17 protein-coding genes are annotated in these 19,881 nt (G+C 73.1%); 5 read left to right on the top strand and 12 right to left on the bottom strand.

Annotation, left to right across the window (positions count from 1 at the left end; genetic code table 11):
* Positions 1 to 31: 31 nt before the first annotated feature.
* Both GGG17_RS10685 and GGG17_RS10690 read right to left on the bottom strand, forming a co-directional pair.
* Positions 32 to 904 carry an LLM class flavin-dependent oxidoreductase gene (locus tag GGG17_RS10685; RefSeq protein ID WP_154593714.1) on the bottom strand — a complete coding sequence of 291 codons (873 nt, stop codon included), beginning with the start codon at positions 902 to 904 and terminating at the stop codon, positions 32 to 34.
* Positions 901 to 1,275 (bottom strand): sterol carrier family protein, encoded by a 375-nt coding sequence (locus tag GGG17_RS10690; RefSeq protein ID WP_154593715.1) that lies wholly within the window; start codon positions 1,273 to 1,275, stop codon positions 901 to 903. The genes GGG17_RS10685 and GGG17_RS10690 overlap by 4 nt, the downstream gene beginning before the upstream one ends.
* A 14-nt stretch (positions 1,276 to 1,289) precedes the next feature.
* Between GGG17_RS10690 and GGG17_RS10695 the strand changes: the two genes are divergently transcribed.
* Both GGG17_RS10695 and GGG17_RS10700 read left to right on the top strand, forming a co-directional pair.
* Positions 1,290 to 2,336 carry a zinc-dependent alcohol dehydrogenase family protein gene (locus tag GGG17_RS10695; RefSeq protein ID WP_154593716.1) on the top strand — a complete coding sequence of 349 codons (1,047 nt, stop codon included), beginning with the start codon at positions 1,290 to 1,292 and terminating at the stop codon, positions 2,334 to 2,336.
* A 19-nt stretch (positions 2,337 to 2,355) separates the two neighbouring features.
* The gene (locus tag GGG17_RS10700) at positions 2,356 to 3,210 is read left to right on the top strand and encodes a spermidine synthase (RefSeq protein ID WP_311966604.1); all 855 of its coding nucleotides are present in this window, start codon (positions 2,356 to 2,358) and stop codon (positions 3,208 to 3,210) included.
* Between the two features lie 122 nt (positions 3,211 to 3,332).
* On the opposite strand, the gene purL is transcribed toward GGG17_RS10700, so the two are convergent.
* The 4 genes from purL to purD form a co-directional block, all read right to left on the bottom strand.
* Positions 3,333 to 7,232 (bottom strand): phosphoribosylformylglycinamidine synthase, encoded by a 3,900-nt coding sequence (gene purL / locus GGG17_RS10705; protein ID WP_154593717.1) that lies wholly within the window; start codon positions 7,230 to 7,232, stop codon positions 3,333 to 3,335.
* Between the two features lie 54 nt (positions 7,233 to 7,286).
* Complete coding sequence (locus GGG17_RS10710; RefSeq protein WP_154593718.1) at positions 7,287 to 7,712, bottom strand: hypothetical protein; 426 nt, start codon at positions 7,710 to 7,712, stop codon at positions 7,287 to 7,289.
* Between the two features lie 101 nt (positions 7,713 to 7,813).
* Positions 7,814 to 8,722, bottom strand: a complete 909-nt coding sequence (locus GGG17_RS10715) for a phosphoribosylaminoimidazolesuccinocarboxamide synthase (protein ID WP_311966605.1) — start codon at positions 8,720 to 8,722, stop codon at positions 7,814 to 7,816.
* Positions 8,723 to 8,768: 46 nt separating this feature from the next.
* Positions 8,769 to 10,049 (bottom strand): phosphoribosylamine--glycine ligase, encoded by a 1,281-nt coding sequence (gene purD, locus GGG17_RS16535; RefSeq protein ID WP_311966606.1) that lies wholly within the window; start codon positions 10,047 to 10,049, stop codon positions 8,769 to 8,771.
* A gap of 145 nt (positions 10,050 to 10,194) precedes the next feature.
* Between purD and GGG17_RS10725 the strand changes: the two genes are divergently transcribed.
* Positions 10,195 to 12,429 carry a HelD family protein gene (locus GGG17_RS10725; protein ID WP_311966607.1) on the top strand — a complete coding sequence of 745 codons (2,235 nt, stop codon included), beginning with the start codon at positions 10,195 to 10,197 and terminating at the stop codon, positions 12,427 to 12,429.
* Positions 12,430 to 12,474: 45 nt separating this feature from the next.
* The gene (locus GGG17_RS10730; protein ID WP_154593720.1) at positions 12,475 to 12,807 is read left to right on the top strand and encodes a chorismate mutase; all 333 of its coding nucleotides are present in this window, start codon (positions 12,475 to 12,477) and stop codon (positions 12,805 to 12,807) included.
* Positions 12,808 to 12,819: 12 nt separating this feature from the next.
* Here the strand turns inward: GGG17_RS10730 and GGG17_RS10735 are convergent, their stop codons facing one another.
* The 5 genes from GGG17_RS10735 to GGG17_RS10755 all read right to left on the bottom strand — a co-directional run bounded on the left by GGG17_RS10735 (position 12,820) and on the right by GGG17_RS10755 (position 18,033).
* A complete protein-coding gene (locus GGG17_RS10735; RefSeq protein WP_154593721.1) occupies positions 12,820 to 14,112 on the bottom strand; it encodes an adenylosuccinate synthase in 1,293 nt (430 codons plus the stop codon).
* 78 nt (positions 14,113 to 14,190) lie between these two features.
* Complete coding sequence (locus GGG17_RS10740) at positions 14,191 to 15,189, bottom strand: helix-turn-helix domain-containing protein (RefSeq protein WP_154593722.1); 999 nt, start codon at positions 15,187 to 15,189, stop codon at positions 14,191 to 14,193.
* A gap of 285 nt (positions 15,190 to 15,474) precedes the next feature.
* Positions 15,475 to 15,897 carry a DUF3151 domain-containing protein gene (locus GGG17_RS10745; protein ID WP_154593723.1) on the bottom strand — a complete coding sequence of 141 codons (423 nt, stop codon included), beginning with the start codon at positions 15,895 to 15,897 and terminating at the stop codon, positions 15,475 to 15,477.
* Positions 15,898 to 15,909: 12 nt separating this feature from the next.
* A complete protein-coding gene (gene fbaA, locus GGG17_RS10750) occupies positions 15,910 to 16,938 on the bottom strand; it encodes a class II fructose-bisphosphate aldolase (protein ID WP_154593724.1) in 1,029 nt (342 codons plus the stop codon).
* A 309-nt stretch (positions 16,939 to 17,247) separates the two neighbouring features.
* Positions 17,248 to 18,033 carry a TrmH family RNA methyltransferase gene (locus GGG17_RS10755; RefSeq protein ID WP_311966608.1) on the bottom strand — a complete coding sequence of 262 codons (786 nt, stop codon included), beginning with the start codon at positions 18,031 to 18,033 and terminating at the stop codon, positions 17,248 to 17,250.
* Between the two features lie 122 nt (positions 18,034 to 18,155).
* Here GGG17_RS10755 and GGG17_RS10760 point away from each other — a divergent pair, with 122 nt between their 5' ends.
* The gene (locus GGG17_RS10760; RefSeq protein WP_154593948.1) at positions 18,156 to 18,821 is read left to right on the top strand and encodes a DedA family protein; all 666 of its coding nucleotides are present in this window, start codon (positions 18,156 to 18,158) and stop codon (positions 18,819 to 18,821) included.
* A 104-nt stretch (positions 18,822 to 18,925) separates the two neighbouring features.
* Here the strand turns inward: GGG17_RS10760 and GGG17_RS10765 are convergent, their stop codons facing one another.
* The gene (locus GGG17_RS10765) at positions 18,926 to 19,807 is read right to left on the bottom strand and encodes a LemA family protein (RefSeq protein WP_311966609.1); all 882 of its coding nucleotides are present in this window, start codon (positions 19,805 to 19,807) and stop codon (positions 18,926 to 18,928) included.
* Positions 19,808 to 19,881 lie beyond the last annotated feature (74 nt).

Here is a 19,881-nt window from a genome sequence, read left to right on the forward strand (position 1 = left end):
GGACCGTGAACGCCCGTGCACGGGGACCGCGTCAGCGCCCGCCGGACCCGCCCCGCGGCGTCAGCAGGCGAGCCGCGACCTCCTCGAGGACGGCGGGGTCCCCGGCGTAGGGGCCGTCCGGGCGGGGCCAGTGGGTGATCACGTCGGTGAAGCCCAGCGCGGCCACCCGCCCCACCACGTCCTCGAAGTGGTCGGCGGACGACAGGGAGAAGCCGCAGGTGGGGTCGACGTGGACGTAGCGGCGGAAGCCCTCGGGCGGGTCGAGGTCGTCCATCCGGGCCGACAGCCCGGCCAGGCTGCGCCACCAGGCCTCACGGTCGTCGCCGTGCGTGCCCGTCGTCACCCAGGCGTCGCCGAGGGCGACCGCGAGCCGCTGCGAGCGCGGCCCGTTGGCCGCCATCACGACAGTGGGTCGCGTGGCCGCCACGGGGAGCGTGCGGGCGTCCCGGCAGGCGAAGTAGGTGCCGTGGTGGTCCACGTGGTCCTCGCGCAGCAGCCGGTCGAGCAAGCGGGCGAACTCCTCGAACCGGTCGACCCGCTGACGGACGCTCAGCTCGGGCCCCCCGAGGACGCGCGAGTCCAGGTCGCCGCCCGTCCCGAGCCCGAGCAGCAGCCGGCCGTCGCTCATGTCCTGCAGCGCCTGCACGTCGCGCACGAACGCCGCGGGGTGGCGGAAGTTGGGGGACGCCACGAAGGTGCCGATCCCGACGTACCGGGTGACCAGGGCGGCGGCCGTCAGGGTCGAGACCGTGCCGTACCACGGGGAGTCCGGCAGGCCGCCCCAGGTGAGGTGGTCGTAGGTCCACAGGTGGTCGAAGCCCAGGTCCTCGGCCGCCCGCCAGCGGGGCTCTGCCTCGCGCCAGCGCAGCTCGGGCAGGATGGTCAGGCCGATGCGCGGCGTCATACGGGCTCCTCGGGCGCGAGCGGGAGCAGCGAGGTGAGGTCGGAGCGCTGGCCGCTCGCGCGGACCCGGCCGCCCGAGACGGCGTCCGTCCAGGTCAGGGCCCCGGTCGCCAGCTGCAGCCAGGTGGTCGCATCGGTCTCGACCGTGCTCGGCGGGGTGCCGCGGGTGTGCACCGGACCCTCGACCGCCTGCACCGCGCCGTATGGCGGGACGCGCACCTCCAGGGAGCGCCCGGGGTATCGCGCGCCGAGCTCCTCCAGCGTGTATCGCACGGCCGTGGCCACCGTCTGGCGCGGCGCTGCGGGATCGGCCTGCCAGGCGGCGAGCGCCTCGGCGCCCTGGTCGGCGGGGATGCGGCGACGGGTCGGCATGTCACGATGGTGGCATGCGCGCAACGATGATCCATGCAGCCCGTGACATCCGTCTCGAGGAGGCCCCCGCCCCATCGGTCCTGACCCCCACCGACGCCGTGGTCCGGGTCGTCCGGTCCTGCATCTGCGGGTCAGACCTGTGGCCCTACCGCGGCGAGAACCCCACCGACGAGCCCCACCCGATCGGTCACGAGTACGTCGGCGTCGTGGAGGAGGTCGGCGAGGAGGTCAAGAACGTCGCGCCCGGCCAGTTCGTCATCGGCGGGTTCACGTACTCCGACAACACCTGTGAGATCTGCCAGGCCGGGGTGCACAGCGCCTGCCTGCACGGTGGGTTCTACGGCGCCAAGGACCGCGCCGGCCTGCCCGTGGGTGGCTGCCAGGCGGAGTACCTCCGCGTCCCGCTCGCCGACGGCACCCTCGTCGCCACCCCCGAGATGCCGTCCGACGACCTGCTGCCGTCGCTGCTCACGCTGTCCGACGTCATGGCCACCGGGTGGCACGCCGCGGTCTCCGCCGACGTCCGCGAGGGCCACACGGCGGTGGTCGTGGGCGACGGCGCCGTCGGTCTGTGCGGGGTGCTGGCCGCCCGCGAGCTCGGCGCCGAGCGCATCATCGCCATGTCCCGCCACGCGTCTCGGCAGGCCATCGCCCGGGAGTTCGGGGCGACCGACGTCGTCGAGGAGCGTGGCGAGGAGGGCGCGGAGCGGGTGCGCGAGCTCACCGGGGGCCTCGGTGCCCACAGCGTCCTGGAGTGCGTCGGCACCGGCGGCTCGATGGAGCAGGCCTTCGCCGCGGCGCGTCCCGGCGGACGCGTGGGCTTCGTCGGGGTGCCGCACGGCGTCGAGCTCCCCGTCGAGCGGATGTTCCGCAAGAACATCTCCCTGGCCGGCGGCATGGCCCCGGTGCGGCGCTACCTCCCCCACCTCGTCTCCTCCGTGCTCGCCGGGCAGATCGCCCCGGGCGCGGTCTTCGACCTGACGCTGCCGCTCGACGACGTCGCCGAGGGCTACCGCGCGATGGACGAGCGCCGCGCGATCAAGGTCATGCTCACGCCGTGACGGCGACCTGCGAGCAGCGGTGAGCGACAACGGCATACGGATCGACTGGGTCGAGGGGCGAGCCGCCGGGCGCGCCGCGACGGTGATGCGCGACGGCCACCCGCAGTCCTTCGTCGACCTCGACGACCCGACCGTCCTGGCGTTCGAGTACGTCCAGCACCTTGCGTGCGTCCTGGACTCCCTGTCGCCGGGGCCGCCTGGGCCGCTCGCCGTGACGCACGTCGGCGGGGCGGGTCTGTCGCTGGCGCGCTACGTCGAGGCGACGCGGCCGGGGTCGCCTCAGATCGTCCTCGAGCCCGATGCCGAGCTGACCGAGGTCGTGCGGCGCGAGCTGCCGCTGCCCCGGCGGCACCGGATCAGGGTGCGGCCCGTGGACGGCCGCTCCGGGGTGGCGGCCCTGCGGGACGGCTCCGCGGACGTCGTGGTCGTGGACGCGTATGCCGACGGCCGGGTCCCCCCGGAGCTCGGCACGGTGGAGTTCCTGGCCGACGTGCGGCGCGTGCTGCGGCCGGACGGGGTGGTGATGCTCAACCTGGCCGACGAGCCGGCGGGGCGCTACGTCGCGGCGGTGGCGGCCGGGGCGGTCGAGGCGGGGCTGAGCACCCAGGCGGTGCTGGCGACGCACGACGTGCTCAAGGGCCGTCGCTTCGGCAACTCGGTGCTGGTGGCGGCGGGCTCGACCGCCGACCTCGACCTGGTCGAGCTGCGCCGCCACGTGGCCCGGTCACCGTTCCCCACGGGCATGCGGTCCGGTGCCGAGCTGGCCCGCCGCGCCCGGTCGGCGCGTGCGCTCACCGACGCGCTCGCCGCCGCGGACCCCGACGCCGCCTCGTCCCCGCGGCCTCCGGACCTCGGACGCTGGCGCCTGCGCTGACGGCTTCGGGGCGACCTCACCGCAACGGCACGAACCGCACGTCGAGCAGGCGCAGCATGGCCTCGACGGTCCGCGGCTGCGAGTTGGTCCCGTACCGGCCCGTCCGCCATACCGGTTCGCGGTCAGCCGAGGTGGCTCCGGGCGTTGCGGAACATCCGCAGCCAGGGGCTCGGCTCGTCGACCGGGCCGTCGGTCCACGACAGCTGGATGTTGCGCTGCACCCGCTCGGGGTGCGGCATCATCGCGGTGAACCGCCCGTCCGGCGTCGTCACGGCGGTCAGCCCCCCGGGCGACCCGTTGGGGTTGGCCGGGTAGGTCTCGGCCGGCGCGCCGGACCCGTCCAGGTAGCGCATCGCCGGCACCACGTCCGTCGGCGACCCGTGCCGGGAGAAGTCCGCGCGACCCTCGCCGTGCGCCACCGCGATCGGCAGGCGGGACCCGGCCATCCCGGCGAAGAAGATCGATGGGCTGTCGAGCACCTCGACCTGCGAGAGGCGGGCTTCGTACTGCTCGCTGCGGTTGCGCGTCCAGCGGGGCCAGGCCTGCGCCCCGGGGATCAGCTCGGCCAGCTCGCCGAACATCTGGCAGCCGTTGCAGATGCCCAGCCCGATCGTGTCGCCCCGCTCGAAGAACGCGCGGAACTGGTCGGTCAGGCGCGGGTCGAACAGCACCGACCGCGCCCAGCCCGCACCGGCACCCAGGGTGTCGCCGTACGAGAAGCCGCCCGCCGCGACCAGGCCCACGAAGTCGGACAGGTGCGCGCGCCCCGACTGCAGGTCGGTCATGTGCACGTCGTAGGTGTCGAACCCGGCGCGGTCGAACGCGAACGAGGTCTCGACGTGCGAGTTGACCCCCTGCTCGCGCAGCACGGCGAGCCGGGGTCGCGCTCCGCGCGAGAGGTATGGCGCCGCCACGTCCTCGCCAGGGTCGAAGGTGGGGGCGACCACCAGACCGGACGCCTCCGCGCCGAACGCCGCGTGCTCCTCGTCGGCGCAGCCGGGGTTGTCGCGCAGGCGGGCGATACGCCAGGACACCTCGTCCCAGACCTGCGCCAGGTCGCGCAGGTCCTCGTCGAGCACGTCCTCCTCGCCGACCCGCACGCGCACGCGCCGGTCGTCGGTGGTGCGGGCGACGACCGACACCAGGTCGGCGAGCCCGTGGTCGGCGAGCACGCGCAGCACGGCGTCGAGGTCGTCCTCGGCGCACTCGAACAGGGCGCCGAGCTCCTCGGCGAACAGGCCGGGGACGGAGTCGACGGCGAGCTCGAGCCCCGTCGCGCCGGCGAAGGCCATCTCGCACGCCGCCGCCCACAGGCCACCGTCCGAGCGGTCGTGGTAGGCGCTGACCAGGCCGCGCGAGCGCAGGGCTCCGACCGCGGCCGCCAACGAGACGAGGCGCGCCGGGTCGTCGAGGTCCGGCACCTCCTGGCCGAAGGCGCCGTGCACCTGAGCGAGCATCGAGCCACCGAGCCGGTCACGGCCGGCGCCGAGATCGACGAGCACGACGAGCGACCCACCGCCGGCGAGCTGCGGCGTGAGGGTGCCGCGCACGTCCTCGAGGGACGCGAAGGCGGTCACCACCAGCGAGACCGGCGAGGTCACCTGCTTGTCGGTGCCCCCGGCCTCCGGGCCCGAGCTCCACCGGGTCCGCATCGACAGCGAGTCCTTGCCGACGGGCACACCGATCCCGAGCGCGGGGCACAGCTCCATCGCGACGGCGGACACGGTGTCGTAGAGCGCGGCGTCCTCGCCCTCCTCGCCGCACGCGGCCATCCAGTTGCAGGACAGCTTGACCCGCGACAGCTCCACCGGGGCGGCAAGCAGGTTGGTGATGGCCTCGGCCACCGCCATACGGCCCGAGGCGGGAGCGTCGACGGCGGCGAGCGGCATGCGCTCCCCCGTTGCCATGGCCTCGCCCGCGAAGCCCACGAGGTCGCCGAGCGTCACCGCCACGTCGGCCACCGGCACCTGCCAGGGCCCGACCATCTGGTCGCGGTGGGTGAGGCCGCCGACCGTGCGGTCGCCGATGGTGATCAGGAACCTCTTGCTCGCCACGGAGGGGTGGCGCAGGACGTCGTATGCCGCCCGCCGCAGATCCACACCGGCCGCGTCGAAGGAGTCCCCCTGTCGCGCGACGCGGGTGACGTCGCGGGTCATGCGCGGGGGCTTGCCGAGCAGCACCTCCATGGGCAGGTCGATGGCCCGATCCTCGAGCGGCTGCGCGACGTCGTCACCAAGCCGGTCGTCGGTGAGCCGCAGCTGCCCGTCATCCGTGGCGACGCCCACGACCGCCCAGGGGCAGCGCTCTCGGTCGGCGAGCGACGCCAGCAGGCCGAGCGACGACGGCGCGATGGCCAAGACGTAGCGCTCCTGGCTCTCGTTGCACCAGATCTCCTTGGGCGCGAGGCCGGTCTCCTCCAGCGGCACCGCCGCGAGGTCGAACCGCGCACCGAGCCCGGCGCCGTCCACGAGCTCCGGGAAGGCGTTGGACAGCCCGCCCGCGCCCACGTCGTGGATGGCGAGGATCGGGTTGTCCTCGCCGAGCGCCCAGCAGTGGGTGATGACCTCCTGCGCGCGCCGCTCGATCTCAGGGTTGCCGCGCTGCACGGAGTCGAAGTCGAGCTCGGCCGCGTTGGCGCCGGCGGCCAGCGAGGACGCCGCGCCGCCACCCATGCCGATCCGCATCCCGGGGCCACCGAGCTGCACCAGCAGCGTCCCCGGGGCAAAGGTCACCTTGTCGGTCTGCGAGGCCGAGATCGTGCCGAGGCCACCGGCGCTCATGATCGGCTTGTGGTAGCCGCGGCGGACCCCGTCGACGGTCTGCTCGTAGACGCGGAAGAAGCCGCCCAGCGCCGGCCGCCCGAACTCGTTGTTGAACGCCGCAGCCCCGATCGGCCCCTCCACCATGATCTGCAGCGGGCTCGCGAGGTGGCCGGGGGCGCCGTACGGCGACTGCTCCCACGGCTCGGAGGTGCCCGGGAGGTGCAGATTGCTGACCGCGAAGCCGGACAGCCCGGCCTTGGGCGCCGACCCGCGCCCGGTGGCGCCCTCGTCGCGGATCTCGCCGCCCGCACCGGTCGCCGCCCCCGGGAAGGGGGAGATGGCGGTGGGGTGGTTGTGGGTCTCGACCTTCATCAGGACGTGGACCTCGTCCTCGTAGGCTGCGTACCGCCCCAGCCCGTCCTGCTGCTCCGGCATCCAGCGCGTGCGGCGGCCACCCTCCATCACCGACGCGTTGTCCTTGTAGGCGATGACGGTGCCCTGGCCGTTGACCTGCTCGGTGTGCCGGATCATCGCGAACATCGACCGCGCCTGCGGCTCGCCGTCGATGACGACGTCGGCGTTGAAGATCTTGTGGCGGCAGTGCTCGGAGTTGGCCTGGGCGAACATCATCAGCTCGACGTCGGTGGGATTGCGCTCCAGACCGGTGAACGCCTCGACCAGGTAGTCGATCTCGTCGTCGGACAGAGCGAGCCCGAGGCTGAGGTTGGCAGCCTCGAGCGCACCGCGCCCCGCCCCCAGCACGTCCACGTGCTCCAGCGGCTCGGCCTCGCGCTCGGTCGCGAGCAGCGCGGCGTCCTCGCGGCGCATCAGGACAGTCTCGGTCATCCGGTCGTGCAGCACCGCGGCCGCGGCGGCCCACTGCTCGTCGTCGAGGGCGGGCCCGTGCAGGAGGTACTCGACGACCCGCTCGACGCGGTGCAGGTCCAGCCCGCAGCTGTGCGCGATGTCGGTGGCCTTGGACGCCCAGGGGGATACGGTGCCGAGCCGCGGCGCGACGACGACCAGCGTCCCGTCGCTGCTCCCCGTCCACGGCTCGCCGTAGGTCAGCAGGCTCTCGAGGGTGGCCCGCGCCTGCGGCGTCAGCTCCTGCGCGCTCGCGACCCAGTGGACGTGGCGCGCGTCGATCCCCGTGACCTGCGGCACGACTGCGCGGACCCGGTCCAGCAGCGCCGCTGCCCGGAAGTCGGAGAGCGCCCGACCCCCCTCGACGACGGAGAGGACGTGGGCGGGCGACGACATGGAGGGCTCCTCGGGGCGCGACGGTCGAGCGCCCTTTAGGCTACCGGCTCCCGGTCAGTCGTCCTCACCGGTGTAGACGCCGGTGCTGGAGGTGTCCGTGACGCGGGCCAGGTCGACGTCGTGGTGGGCCGTGCGGCGCACCTCGCGCCGCCCCGCACCCTCGGGGATGGGGGCGACGGCGCCGATCCCGGCGTCGTAGGCGTCCCAGTCGTCGTCGTAGTCCCCCACCGTGATGGTCGCGCCCTCCGCGTGGACCCCGGCGACCTCGTGGTGCTCGGGGGCGAGCGCGTCACCGAGGGCACGGGCGCGGGCGAGCAGCTCCTCGGTCACCTCGCCGGGCGCGCTGAGGACGAAGCGCCGGCCCTGACGGATGCGCGTGAACTCGCCGTAGCCCAGCTCAACCGCCCGCGGCAGCGCCTCGTGCCCCTCGGCGTCCGGGGCGTCGGCGGTGGGCATGATGTTGACGACGATGCGTCCCATGTCGAGAGCCTCCTGGGTCCGGCGGACGGGTGCGCCCAGGATATCGACCGGCCTCGTATGCCGTCCCGGCGCCCCCGGCATACCGCTCCGAGGCGAGCCGGTCAGGCGAATCGACGGCCGGTCAGGGCCTCGAAGGCCTCGACGTACTTGGCGCGGGTGCGCTCGACGACGTCCTGCGGCAGCGGGGGCGGCGCGTCGCCGGAGTCCTTGTCCCAGCCGGACGCGGTCGAGGTGAGCCAGTCGCGGACGTACTGCTTGTCGTAGGACTCCTGCCGGGCGCCCGGCTGCCAGGTCGCGGCGGGCCAGAACCGGGAGGAGTCGGGGGTGAGGACCTCGTCCGCGAGGACCAGCTGGGGCTCGGCGCCCTCGCTGCGGCGCACGCCGAACTCGACCTTGGTGTCGGCGATGAGGATGCCACGGTCCTCGGCGATCGCGTTGCCCCGGGCCAGGATCCGCCGGGTCAGGTCGCTGACGCGGGCCGTGAGGTCGGCGCCGATCTCGGCCTCGACCTCGGCCAGCGTCATGGGCAGGTCGTGCTCGCCGACGGGCGCCTTGGTCGTGGGGGTGAAGATCGGCTCGGGCAGGGCGGACCCGTCCTGCAGCCCCTCGGGGAGGGGGACGCCGCACACGCCGCCGGTGCTGCGGTAGTCGTCGAGCCCGCCTCCCGTGAGGTAGGCGCGCCCGATGCACTCCACCGGGAGCATCTCGAGCCGCTCGCACAACACCGCACGCCCGGCCACGGCGGCTGGCACGTCGGTCGAGACGACGTGGTGGGGCACGAGGTCGGCAAGCTGGTCGAACCACCACAGGCTCAGCTGGGTGAGGACCGCACCCTTGTCGGGGATGGGCGTCTCGAGCACGTGGTCGTAGGCCGACAGTCGGTCGCTCGCCACCAGCAGCAGCTGGTCGGGGCGCGCCTCGCCCGTGGCCGGGTCGATCGGCGCGTAGAGGTCACGCACCTTGCCGGAGTAGACGTGCGTGTAGCCGGGGAGCGCGAGCGTGGGTGCCACAACAGGCCTCTCGTGGGGGTCGGACAGGTGGTCGGGCGTGCGGGTGTCAGACGACGACCTCGCCGCGCTGGGCGGCGAGGGCGATGTCGGTGCGGTGGTGCGAGCCGGGCAGGTCGATCCGGTCGACGGCGGCGTACGCCCGCTTGCGGGCCTGCGCGAGGTCGGCCCCGAGGGCCACGACGGACAGCACGCGGCCACCGGCGGAGACGAGCAGGCCCTCGTCGTCGAGGCGGGTGCCGGCATGCAGGACATAGGCCTCGGGTCCGGTGCCGACCTCCTCGACGCCGCTGATGGGGCCGCCGGTGACCGGCGCCGCCGGATAGCCCTCGGAGGCGATCACGACGGTGACGGCGTGCTCGTCGCGCCAGCGCAGGACGGGCTGCTCGTCGAGCTGCCCGATGGCGGCAGCCCGCAGCAGCGCGCCGAGGGGGGCGTCCAGGCGGGCCAGCACGACCTGCGTCTCGGGGTCGCCGAACCGGGCGTTGAACTCCACGACCCGCAGCCCGCGCGCGGTGAGGGCCAGCCCGACGTACAGCACGCCGACGAAGGGCGTGCCCCGGCGCGCCATCTCGTCGATCGTCGGCTGCGCGACCCGCGCGAGCACCTCGTCGACCAGCCCGGTGGGAGCCCAGGCGAGGGGCGAGTAGGCGCCCATCCCACCGGTGTTGGGGCCGCTGTCGCCGTCGCCCACCCGCTTGAAGTCCTGGGCCGGGGCGAGCGGGACGACGGTCGTGCCGTCGCAGAGGCAGAAGAGCGAGACCTCGGGGCCGTCGAGGAACTCCTCCACGAGCACCTGACCGCCCGGCTTGTCCAGGCAGTCCTGCGCGTGCTGGAGGGCGGCCGCCCGGTCGTCGGTGACCACGACGCCCTTGCCCGCCGCGAGCCCGTCGTCCTTGACCACGTAGGGCGCCCCGAAACCGTCGATCGCAGCCGCCACCTCGTCGACGGCGCTGCACACATGGGCCATCGCGGTGGGGACGCCCGCAGCCGCCATGACCTCCTTGGCGAAGGCCTTGGAGCCCTCCAGCCGGGCCGCCTCGGCGGAGGGTCCGAAGCACGCGATGCCGCGCTCCCGCACCACGTCCGCCACCCCCGCCACGAGCGGCGCCTCGGGCCCCACCACGACCAGGTCGGCACCCAGCTCCTCGGCGAGGTCGGCGATCGCGGCCCCGTCGGTGATGCCGCCGGGCAGGTCGCGGCACAGCGCCACCTGGTCGATGCCCGGGTTGCCGGGCGCGGCGACGACCGCCTCGACGGTGGGGTCCCGGGTCAGCGCGTGGACGATGGCGTGCTCACGGGCACCGGTGCCGATGACGAGTACCTTCACGCGCCCAACCCTAGTAGGTCCTCCGTCCGCCTCCCCCAGGTGGCGCGAGTGCCGCGCACGCGCTGGTCGACGCGACTAGAGTGGATGGTTGCGTGGTCGCGCCCCGCGACCCGCCCCGACGCGAGACCAGCAGGTGAGAGCACACGTGACGGATGCCGAGCAGACCCCCGCCACCGCGGCGGAGGACGCCCTGCGTGCCGAGCTGGCCATCGAGCAGGAGCACGTGGACCGCGTCTACGCCGAGCTCGAGCGGGCGTCCGTGCGCGCCCGCCTGCTGGAGGCCGAGGGCCTGAGCCGGGGCCGCACCGACCGCGTCGGGGACGTCCGCGACGAGGAGGCGTCCGCGCTCTTCGAGCGGGACGCCCTGATGTTCAACGCGGCTCGCCGCCGGGCCTCCCTGGACAGCCAGCACGAGGGCCTGGTCTTCGGCCGGCTCGACCTCGACCACCCGCCGGGCCCCGGGGAGGGGCGCGAGGTGCGATACGTCGGTCGGCTGGGCGTGCGGGACGAGGACTACGAGCCGCTCGTCATCGACTGGCGCGCGCCGGCCGCCGCCCCCTTCTACCGCTCCACCCCTGTCGAGCCCCTCGACGTCCTGCGCCGTCGGGTGCTGCGGTGCCGCGGACCGCGGGTCGTCGGCGTGGAGGACGACCTGTTGGTCCCCGAGGCGCCCGAGGACATCGTCGTGATCGGTGACGGCGCGCTCATGGCCGCCCTCACCCGCTCGCGCGGGGCCCGCATGCGGGACATCGTCGCGACCATCCAGCAGCACCAGGACGAGGCGATCCGCGCCAAGGCCTCGGGCGTCACCGAGATCACGGGCGGTCCCGGCACCGGCAAGACCGTCGTCGCGCTGCACCGCGCGGCCTACCTCCTCTACTCCGACCGTCGTCGCTTCGAGAGCGGCGGGGTGCTCGTGGTGGGGCCGAGCGCCGCCTACACGGCCTACATCGAGCGGGTGCTGCCCTCGCTGGGCGAGGACTCGGTGTCGCTGCGGGCCCTCGGCGACCTCGTCGACGGCATCTCGACCGACCGGGTCGACGCACCCGCCGCGGCGGCCGTCAAGGGGTCGATGCGCATGCGCTCGGTCCTGTCCCGCGCGGTCCGCGGACGAGACCCGTTGGCGCCCACGGAGTTTCGTGCCATGATCGCCGGTCACCCGGTGCGTCTCGACGCCGGCGCGCTCGACCGCGTCCGCCGCCAGGTCCTGCGCCGCCAGCGCCGCAACGGCTCCTGGGACGCCGCCGGGGAGGCGCTCGGCGAGGCCGCCTGGGGCACCGTGCACGGCGGGGACCGCGAGGAGTTCTTCGACGCCTACGACGACCACCTCGAGGTCGACGCCTTCCTGCGCGAGTGGTGGCGGCCGCTCGACCCCCGCGAGGTGCTGCTGTGGCTCGCCGACCCCGAGGTCCTCGCCCGGCACGCGCGGGGCATCCTCTCGGACGCCGAGCAGGCCGAGGTCGTCGCCTCCCTCGAGGTCGCCCTGCGGACCGGCACCTGGTCGGTCGCCGACGTCGCGCTGGTCGACGACCTGGCGGCCCGGCTCGGGCCGCCCGTCGAGCTCGAGCAGGAGGAGCGCGGCTTCTACGAGATCGAGGAGCTGGACGCGACCGAGCGGCACGGCGTCCAGGAGGTCACCGTCGGTCGGCAGCGCCTCGCCGCCGTCGAGCCGCGCGCCGAGCTCACCCCCGCCACGGCCCGAGAGCGCCTGCTGGCCGGGCGGATCGGCGAGGTCGACGAGTACGCCCACGTCCTCGTCGACGAGGCCCAGGACGTCTCGCCCATGCAGTGGCGCTCCCTCGGCCGACGCGGCCGGTGGGGGTCCTGGACCGTGGTCGGCGACGCGGCCCAGGCCTCCTGGCCGGACCCGGTCGAGGCGGCCGCCGCCCGCGACGAGGCCTGGGGCGGCAAGGAGCCCGCGCGCTTCCACATGACGACCAACTACCGCAACGCCGCCGAGATCTTCGACTACGCCTCGCGCGTCATCCGGGCGGCGGTGCCCGACGCCGACATCCCGCAGGCCGTCCGCGAGACCGGCGTCGACCCCCTGGACCTGACCGTCCCCCGCGCCGAGCTCGCCGAGCGCGTCGTCGCGGCGGCCCGCGAGCTGCTGCACGAGGTCGACGGCCTGGTGACCGTCATCCTGCCGGCGTCCTGGGACGCGCTGCGTCCGGCCCTGGGGCCGCTCGGCGACCGGGTGGTCGCCATCGACCCGCTGTCCACCAAGGGCCTGGAGTACGACGCGACGGTGGTCGTCGACCCGGACGCGATCGTGGCCGAGACCGCCGGCGGCATACGGACCCTGTATGTCGTGCTGACGCGCGCAGCCCACCGCATGACGGTGGTCCGTCCTGACGCACGCCGACCCGACACACGCTGAGACGGACCTACCCGCTCGCGAGGGGACAGGACAGACTCGGGCCCCATGAGCGAGCAGGACCACCGGTCGACCGAGGCCGCCGGCGACGACCCGGTCCTGGCGGCCTACCGCCAGAGCATCGACAACATCGACGCCGCCCTGATCCACATGCTGGCCGAGCGGTTCAAGGTCACGCAGAAGGTCGGGGAGTACAAGGCCACCGCCGAGCTGCCCCCGGCCGACCCGCAGCGCGAGGAGCGGCAGATCGCCCGGCTCCGGCGCCTCGCCGAGGCCGCCCAGCTCGACCCCGAGTTCAGCGAGAAGTTCCTGCGCTTCGTCATCGACGAGGTGATCCACCACCACGAGCGGATCCGCGAGCGCGAGCACGCCGACGGCTGAGGCGCCGTGCCGTCAGTCGCGGCCGAGCATGTCGTGCCGCACGATCACCTCGTCGCGGCCCGGCCCGACGCCGATCACCGAGACCCGCGCGCCGATCTGCTGCTCGACGAACTCGACGTAGCGGCGGGCGTTGTCGGGCAGCTCGTCGAAGGTGCGGCAGCCGGTGATGTCCTCCTGCCAGCCCGGTAGCACCTCGTAGACCGGCGTGGCGTGGTGGAAGTCGCTCTGCGACACCGGCATCTCCTCGACCCGCTCGCCGTTGATCTCGTAGGCCACGCAGACCGGGATCTGCTCGAAGGTGTCGAGGTTGTCGAGCTTGGTGATGACGAAGTCCGTGACCCCGTTGATGCGCGTCGCGTAGCGGCCGATCACCACGTCCAGCCAGCCGATGCGCCGCGGGCGGCCCGTCGTCGTCCCGAACTCGTGGCCGATCTCGCGCAGCCGGTCCCCCACCTCGTCGTGCAGCTCGGTCGGGAAGGGCCCCTCCCCCACGCGCGTGGTGAACGCCTTGAGGATCGCGATGACCCGGTCGACGCGGGTGGGCGGGATCCCGGCGCCGGTGCACGCCCCACCCGCCGTGGCGTTGGAGGACGTGACGTAGGGATAGGTCCCGTGGTCGACGTCGAGCAGCGTCGCCTGCCCCGCCTCGCACAGCACGACCTTGCCGGCGTCGAGCGCCTCGGAGATCTCCAGCGACGTGTCCGCGACCATGGGACGCAGGCGGTCGACATACGACAGGAGCTCCTGCACGACCTCCTCGGCCTCGATGGCCCGGCGGTTGTAGAGCTTGGTGAGGACCTGGTTCTTGGAGACCAGGGCGGCCTCGACCTTCTGCCGCAGGATCGACTCGTCGAAGAGGTCCTGGACGCGGATGCCCACGCGGTTCATCTTGTCGGCGTAGGTGGGGCCGATGCCGCGGCCGGTCGTGCCGATCTTGCGCTTGCCGAGGAAGCGCTCGCCGACCTTGTCCATCGTCGTGTTGTAGGACGCGATGACGTGGGCGTTGGCGCTGATCCGCAGCCGGGAGGTGTCGATGCCGCGGGCGTCGAGACCGTCGAGCTCCTCCATGAGCACCGACAGGTCCACGACCACGCCGTTGCCGATGACCGGCGTGACCCCGGGGGTGAGGATGCCGGAGGGCAGCAGGTGCAGGGCGTACTTCTCGCCGTCGATCACCACCGTGTGGCCGGCGTTGTTGCCGCCGTTGAACTTCACGACGTAGTCGATGTCGGGGCCGAGCAGGTCCGTCGCCTTGCCCTTGCCCTCGTCGCCCCACTGCGCCCCGACCAGCACGATGCCTGGCATGTCAGATATTCGCCCTTCCCTGCGTCAGTGCGCACGAGACAGGCGCCCGTGCCCCCCGAGTTTACGGGACGGGCCTGATCAGGGGCGCTGCCGACCCGGTATGCCGCCGCTGCCGGCCGCACGCCGGGCCACCGCCATGCCCAGCTGGAACCGCGTCTCGACGCCCGCCTCGTCCATGAGCAGCGCCACCCGCCGGCGCACGGTCCGCAGCGAGACCCCCAGGTGGCGGGCGATCACCTCGTCCTTGTGCCCGGCCGCGAGCAGGGTCAGCAGCCGGCGCGTGTCCCCGTCGTCGGCCGCAGCGTCCGGCGGGGGTTGCCCCGCCTCCCAGGCCAGGTCGAAGAGCCGCTGGAAGGCCGCGACCAGCATGGGGTCGCGCACCTTGACGTAGTCGGCCTCGAGACTGCCCCAGTCCGTGGTGGCGAGCACCAGGTCATCGCCGAAGACGACGAACTCGCTGAGGGGCTCGCGCACCAGGCGTTGCTCCTCCCCCACCTTGGCGAACCGAGCCATCCACATCCGGGAGGAGGCCGACGCGATGGCGGCCATGGGGTACAGCGAGCGCATCGACCGGCCGGACTCGATCGTGCGCCGCGACAGGTCGAGGACCTGCTCGATGCCGTCCGGGCTCCACTCGGCGCTGATGGCGGAGGACCGGATCACGCCCGAGGTGGTCTGGATGCCCTCCAGCACGACCCCCGTCATGAGGTCCGACGGCACGACCTCCCAGGTGGGGCGGCGCACCCCCGCCCGCACGCCGGCGTGGTCGACCGCGAAGTGAGCGATGGCGTTGCGGGTGCGCTCGAGGTTGCCCTGGCGTCGGCGCACGTCATGCAGCCCGGACTCCACCAGCCTGCCGATCGCCGCCCGCGGGTCGTCGGCGTCCAGGGTCCCGTCGGGGTTCTCGCTGACCAGGCCTCGGTCGATCAGGTGCACCGCGGCCGAGCGCACCGCGTCCTCCGACCAGCCGAGCCTGGCGGCGAGCTCGTCAACGCTGACGGGGGCGCTGCGGAGCACCCGCCGGTAGAGTCGCTCGGCATCGCGGTCGATGTCCAAGGAGCTGAGGAAAGAGGTCATCGCACCTGCTCAGAGGGGGTGTTACAGATCATCCCTGGCAGGTTAGTGCCATTGGCCAAAAAGCGACACCCGGGCACGTTCCGTTGCGACATACTGGGGACAACGCGAACGAGGAACATGCGATGTGACTGAGCACCACATCGCTCTCGTCCGCCGAACGAGGCCACGCGCTTGATGGCGGCGCCAGCCTCACAGGGGGAAACGGGTGCCGGGGCAGGGGATGCCCCGGCACCACCCATGTCCGGGGAGGGTCGGGCATGGCGACCCCCCGCCGGGCGGGGCCGGTCAGGCCGGCGGGACCAGGCCCATCTGACGGGCGGCCTCCATGGAGGAGTCGCGCAGCAGCTGGGCGCAGCGCTCCCGCTCGTCCTCCTCACCGATGGCGTCGGCCGCGTAGGCGAGCGCCGCGACGGCACAGAGGAATCCGCGGTTGGGCTCGTGCTCCCAGGGCACCTCGCCCTGGCCACGCCACCCGGCGCGCCGCAACGCGTCGAGCCCGCGGTGGTATCCCGTGCGGGCATAGGCATAGGCCTCGACCGGGCGGCCGCCCTGCAGCGCGGACTCGGCGAGGGTGGCCCAGGCCAGCGACGAGGTGGGGTTGGCCGCCGCGACGGCCGTGGCGTCCTGCCCGGACGCGAGCGACGCGGCCGCCGGGTCCACCGGCAGCCGCGTCGGCTCGGGCCCCAGCAGGTTGGGGCGCTCAGTCATGTCGTCCTCGACTCACTGGTGGGTGCCGGCGGAACGGAGGTTCTCGCAGGCCTCGACGACGCGGCGGGCCATGCCGGCCTCCGCCTCCTTGCCCCACGCACGAGGGTCGTACTGCTTCTTGTTGCCGACCTCGCCGTCGATCTTGAGGACGCCGTCGTAGTTCTTGAGCATCCAGTCGGCGACCGGGCGGGTGAAGGCGTACTGCGTGTCGGTGTCGACGTTCATCTTGATGACGCCGTAGTCGACCGCGTCGGAGATCTCCTGCGGCAGCGAGCCCGAGCCGCCGTGGAAGACGAGGTCGAGCGGCTTGTCGCCCTTGTCGCTGCCGTACTTGGCGACGATCGCGTCCTGGCACTGCTTGAGGATCTCGGGGCGCAGCTTGACGTTGCCGGGCTTGTAGACGCCGTGCACGTTGCCGAAGGTGAGGGCGGCCATGTAGCGGCCCTTGTCGCCGAGGCCGAGGGCCTCGACAGTCTTCAGCGCGTCGTCGGTGGTGGTGTACAGCTGCTCGTTGATCTCGTTGGCGACACCGTCCTCCTCGCCGCCGACGACACCGATCTCGACCTCAAGGACCACGTCGAGCTTGTTGCAGATCTCCAGCAGCTCCTGGGCGATCTCGAGGTTGCGGTCGAGCGGCACCGCCGAGCCGTCCCACATGTGGGACTGGAAGATCGGGACGCCGTACTTGTCGTAGTTGGCCCTGGACGCCTCGAGGAGCGGCCGGACGAACCCGTCCAGCTTGTTCTCGGGGCAGTGGTCGGTGTGCAGGGCGATGTTGACGTCGTAGTTCTTGGCGACCTCGGTGGCGTACGCGGCCAGGGCCAGGGACCCGGTCACCATGTCCTTGATGGTCGAGCCGGAGAGGTACTCCGCGCCGCCGGTCGACACCTGGATGATGCCGTCGCTGCCAGCCTCGGCGAAACCGCGGATCGCGGCCGTCGCGGTCTGGGAGGAGGTGACGTTGATGGCCGGGTACGCGAAGGAGCCAGCCTTCGCGCGGTCGAGCATGTCGCGGTAGACCTCAGGGGTTGCGATGGGCATGTGCGAGTTCTCCTTCGGTTGGGCTGTCGGTGACCGGCGCACGGCCGGAGGCACGTTCCCATCCTTCCATCACCAGGCCCAGGACGGCGACCGGCCCCCGCAGGGGTCCAGCTGGTGGGCGCGAAAGGCCACGGGCTGGACGCCGGCGAGGGCCGGGACGATGGTGCGCGATGCACCTCCCCCCCTGGTGCATCGCGCACGACCAGGCTAGGAGCGCCCCGCGGGCTCGCACATGGGTATCCGTACCTACCCCAGGTAGTCACATCAACCGGCCTTCGTCCCCCAGGCTGATGCCCCTACCCCCGGCAGTCACATCGACCGGCCTTCGTCCGCCAGGCTGATGCCCCTACCCCCGGTAGGTCCGAACGCGTGCCGCCGGACCCACGCGTGCATCGCGATCGCGGCCGCGGCCCCGGCGTTGATCGACCGCGTCGACCCGAACTGCGTGATGTGCACGACCGAGTCCGCCGCGTCCAGCAGCTCGCGCGTGAGCCCCGGCCCCTCCTGGCCGAACGCCAGCACGCACCGCCGCGGCAGCTCGAAGGTCTCCAGCGGCACGCTCCCCGGCACGTTGTCCACCGCGATCAGCGGCATACCTCCGCCCTGCCCCGGACCCGCCCCCGGCCGTATGCCGGGGCGCCCGCCCGGCACCTCGTCACCCTCCTGCGCGCGGCACCAGCCCACCAGGTCCGCCACGTCGGGGTGGTGGATCTCGTGCTGGTAGCGGTCGGTGACCATCGCCCCGCGGCGGTTCCAGCGGCGGCGGCCCACCACGTGGAAGGCCGCGACGTTGAACGCATTGGCCGTGCGGATCACTGACCCGATGTTGAGGTCGTGCTCCCAGTTCTCGACGGCGACGTGGAGCTCGTGCCGCGTCTCGTCGAGCGCGGCCACGATCGCCTCCATCGTCAGGTAGCGGAACCGGTCCTCGACGTTGCGGCGGTCACCATCCCGCAGCAGGGTCGGGTCGTAGCGCGGGTCCGGCGACCCGTCCGCCCGAGTGGGCCACGGCCCCGGCCACGGCCCGACACCGACCGTCGCGCCAGGGACCTCCCCCGTCGTCGCGGCTCCTCCGCCGGATGCCTGCTCGCCCACGCGCGGCAGGCTACCGGCATACGAGGTGGGTCCTGCACCACCGCCCGCCACCGCCTCAGCGGTGCGACAGCGGGTGGACAGGAATCCCCCGTACCCTGGTCGGCGTGATCACCCCCCACCTGATGTCCTCCCTGAGCTGGATGGACCCGCAGTACCTGCTCGACCACTACGGCAACGCCTTCTTCTGGCTGTCCATGGCGATCGTCTTCGTCGAGTGCGGCCTGCTGTTCCCGATCCTGCCGGGTGACTCGCTGCTCTTCGCCATCGGCATGTTCATCAAGCGCGGCGACGTGGACATCAGCCTCGGCCTGGCCCTGCTGCTGCTGTCGGTCGCGGCGTTCGCGGGCAACGTCGTGGGCTACGAGATCGGTCGGGCCATCGGCACCCCGCTCTACCACCGGGACGGGCGTCTGCTCAAGAAGAAGTACTTCGACCAGACCATCGCCTTCTTCGACCAGTACGGCAACAAGGCGCTGGTGATCGGCCGGTTCGTGCCGATCGTGCGGACCTTCATCACCGTCGTGGCGGGCGTGGGCCAGATGGACCGCCGCCGGTTCTTCACCTGGTCGGCCGTGGGCGCGGTGCTGTGGGCGTGCGGTGTGACCCTGCTCGGCTACTTCCTCGGCGCCATCCCCGCGGTGCACGACAACCTCGAGGCCGCGATCCTGCTGATCGTCGCCATCTCGATGCTCCCCATGGTCTTCGAGTGGTGGATGCACCGGCGCCGCCGAGCCCGCGCCACCGTCGACCCCACCCCCGGCGCGGGCAGCACCCACCACGAGGCCTGAGTCTCGCCGCCCGGCTCAGCACCGCAGCAGCTGAGCACCACGCAGGACGCCCACCCCGAGGATCGGGGTGGGCGTCCTGCGTGCTGGGGACCTGTTGCCGTCGCCTACTGCTGGGGCTTGTCCGGCTGGGTGGACGGCCAGCTCAGCGCGCCGCCCTCCTGGTGCGGGTTGACGTCGGCGACGCCGCCCTGGCGACCGGCGCCCTGGGCGTTGTCGGCGGCACCGGGGGGCAGGCCGCCGGCCGGGGCGTGCGCGCCCTCCGCGGTGCCGGGCTGGCCGAGACCCGGCTGGCCGGAGCCGGCCTGGCCGGGGGCAGGAGCCGGGGTGGCGGGCTGGGCCGGGGCGACGGGGGTCGCCCCTTGCGAGGGGCCGCCCTGCTGGGGCTCGGGAGCGGACTCGTAGGTGCGCGGCGACCCCGTGTCGAAGTTGACCTGTGGGGTGCTGCGGGCCTGCGCCTCGGCCTCGAAGTACTGCTCCTGGTGGATCCCGAACTGCTTGGCGATCATGTTGCTCGGGAAGGACTCGACCTTGGTGTTGAGCTCGCGCACCGTCGCGTTGTAGTAGCGGCGACCGGACGCGATGCGGTCCTCGGTGGAGGCGAGCTCCTGCTGCAGGGCCAGGAAGCTCGAGTTGGCCTGGAGCTGCGGGTAGGCCTCGGCGACGGCCATCAGGCGCCCCACGGCGCCGGTGAGCTGCTGCTCGGCGGCGGCGGTCTCAGCGGGGCTGCCGCCGGCGCTGACGGCCGCGGACCGCGCCCGCATCACGTCGTCGAGCGTGCCGCGCTCGTGCGTCGCGAAGCCCTTGACGGTCTCGACGAGGTTGGGGATCAGGTCGTGCCGCCGCTTGAGCTCGACGTCGATCTGCCGCCAGGACTCCTGCGTGCGGTTGCGCAGCCCGATGAGGCTGTTGTGCATGCCGACGAGCCACATGACGATCAGGGCGATGATGACGAGCAGGACGATCAGCGTGATGAGGACGGGTGTCACGTCGGCTCCCTCCAGAGCGGGACTGAGATCGTGACCAGCCTAGTCGGACGGTCACGGCGGTTGCCCGTATGACG

Source organism: Arsenicicoccus cauae, assembly GCF_009707125.1.
Lineage (GTDB): Bacteria > Actinomycetota > Actinomycetes > Actinomycetales > Dermatophilaceae > Arsenicicoccus > Arsenicicoccus cauae.

Coding starts and splice junctions, on each gene's coding strand:
- GGG17_RS10685 (WP_154593714.1), bottom strand. CDS start 904: ATGACGCCGCGCATCGGCCTGACCATCCTGCCCGAGCTGCGCTGGCGC.
- GGG17_RS10690 (WP_154593715.1), bottom strand. CDS start 1,275: ATGCCGACCCGTCGCCGCATCCCCGCCGACCAGGGCGCCGAGGCGCTC.
- GGG17_RS10695 (WP_154593716.1), top strand. CDS start 1,290: ATGCGCGCAACGATGATCCATGCAGCCCGTGACATCCGTCTCGAGGAG.
- purL (WP_154593717.1), bottom strand. CDS start 7,232: ATGTCGTCGCCCGCCCACGTCCTCTCCGTCGTCGAGGGGGGTCGGGCG.
- GGG17_RS10710 (WP_154593718.1), bottom strand. CDS start 7,712: ATGGGACGCATCGTCGTCAACATCATGCCCACCGCCGACGCCCCGGAC.
- GGG17_RS10730 (WP_154593720.1), top strand. CDS start 12,475: ATGAGCGAGCAGGACCACCGGTCGACCGAGGCCGCCGGCGACGACCCG.
- GGG17_RS10735 (WP_154593721.1), bottom strand. CDS start 14,112: ATGCCAGGCATCGTGCTGGTCGGGGCGCAGTGGGGCGACGAGGGCAAG.
- GGG17_RS10740 (WP_154593722.1), bottom strand. CDS start 15,189: ATGACCTCTTTCCTCAGCTCCTTGGACATCGACCGCGATGCCGAGCGA.
- GGG17_RS10745 (WP_154593723.1), bottom strand. CDS start 15,897: ATGACTGAGCGCCCCAACCTGCTGGGGCCCGAGCCGACGCGGCTGCCG.
- fbaA (WP_154593724.1), bottom strand. CDS start 16,938: ATGCCCATCGCAACCCCTGAGGTCTACCGCGACATGCTCGACCGCGCG.
- GGG17_RS10760 (WP_154593948.1), top strand. CDS start 18,156: ATGTCCTCCCTGAGCTGGATGGACCCGCAGTACCTGCTCGACCACTAC.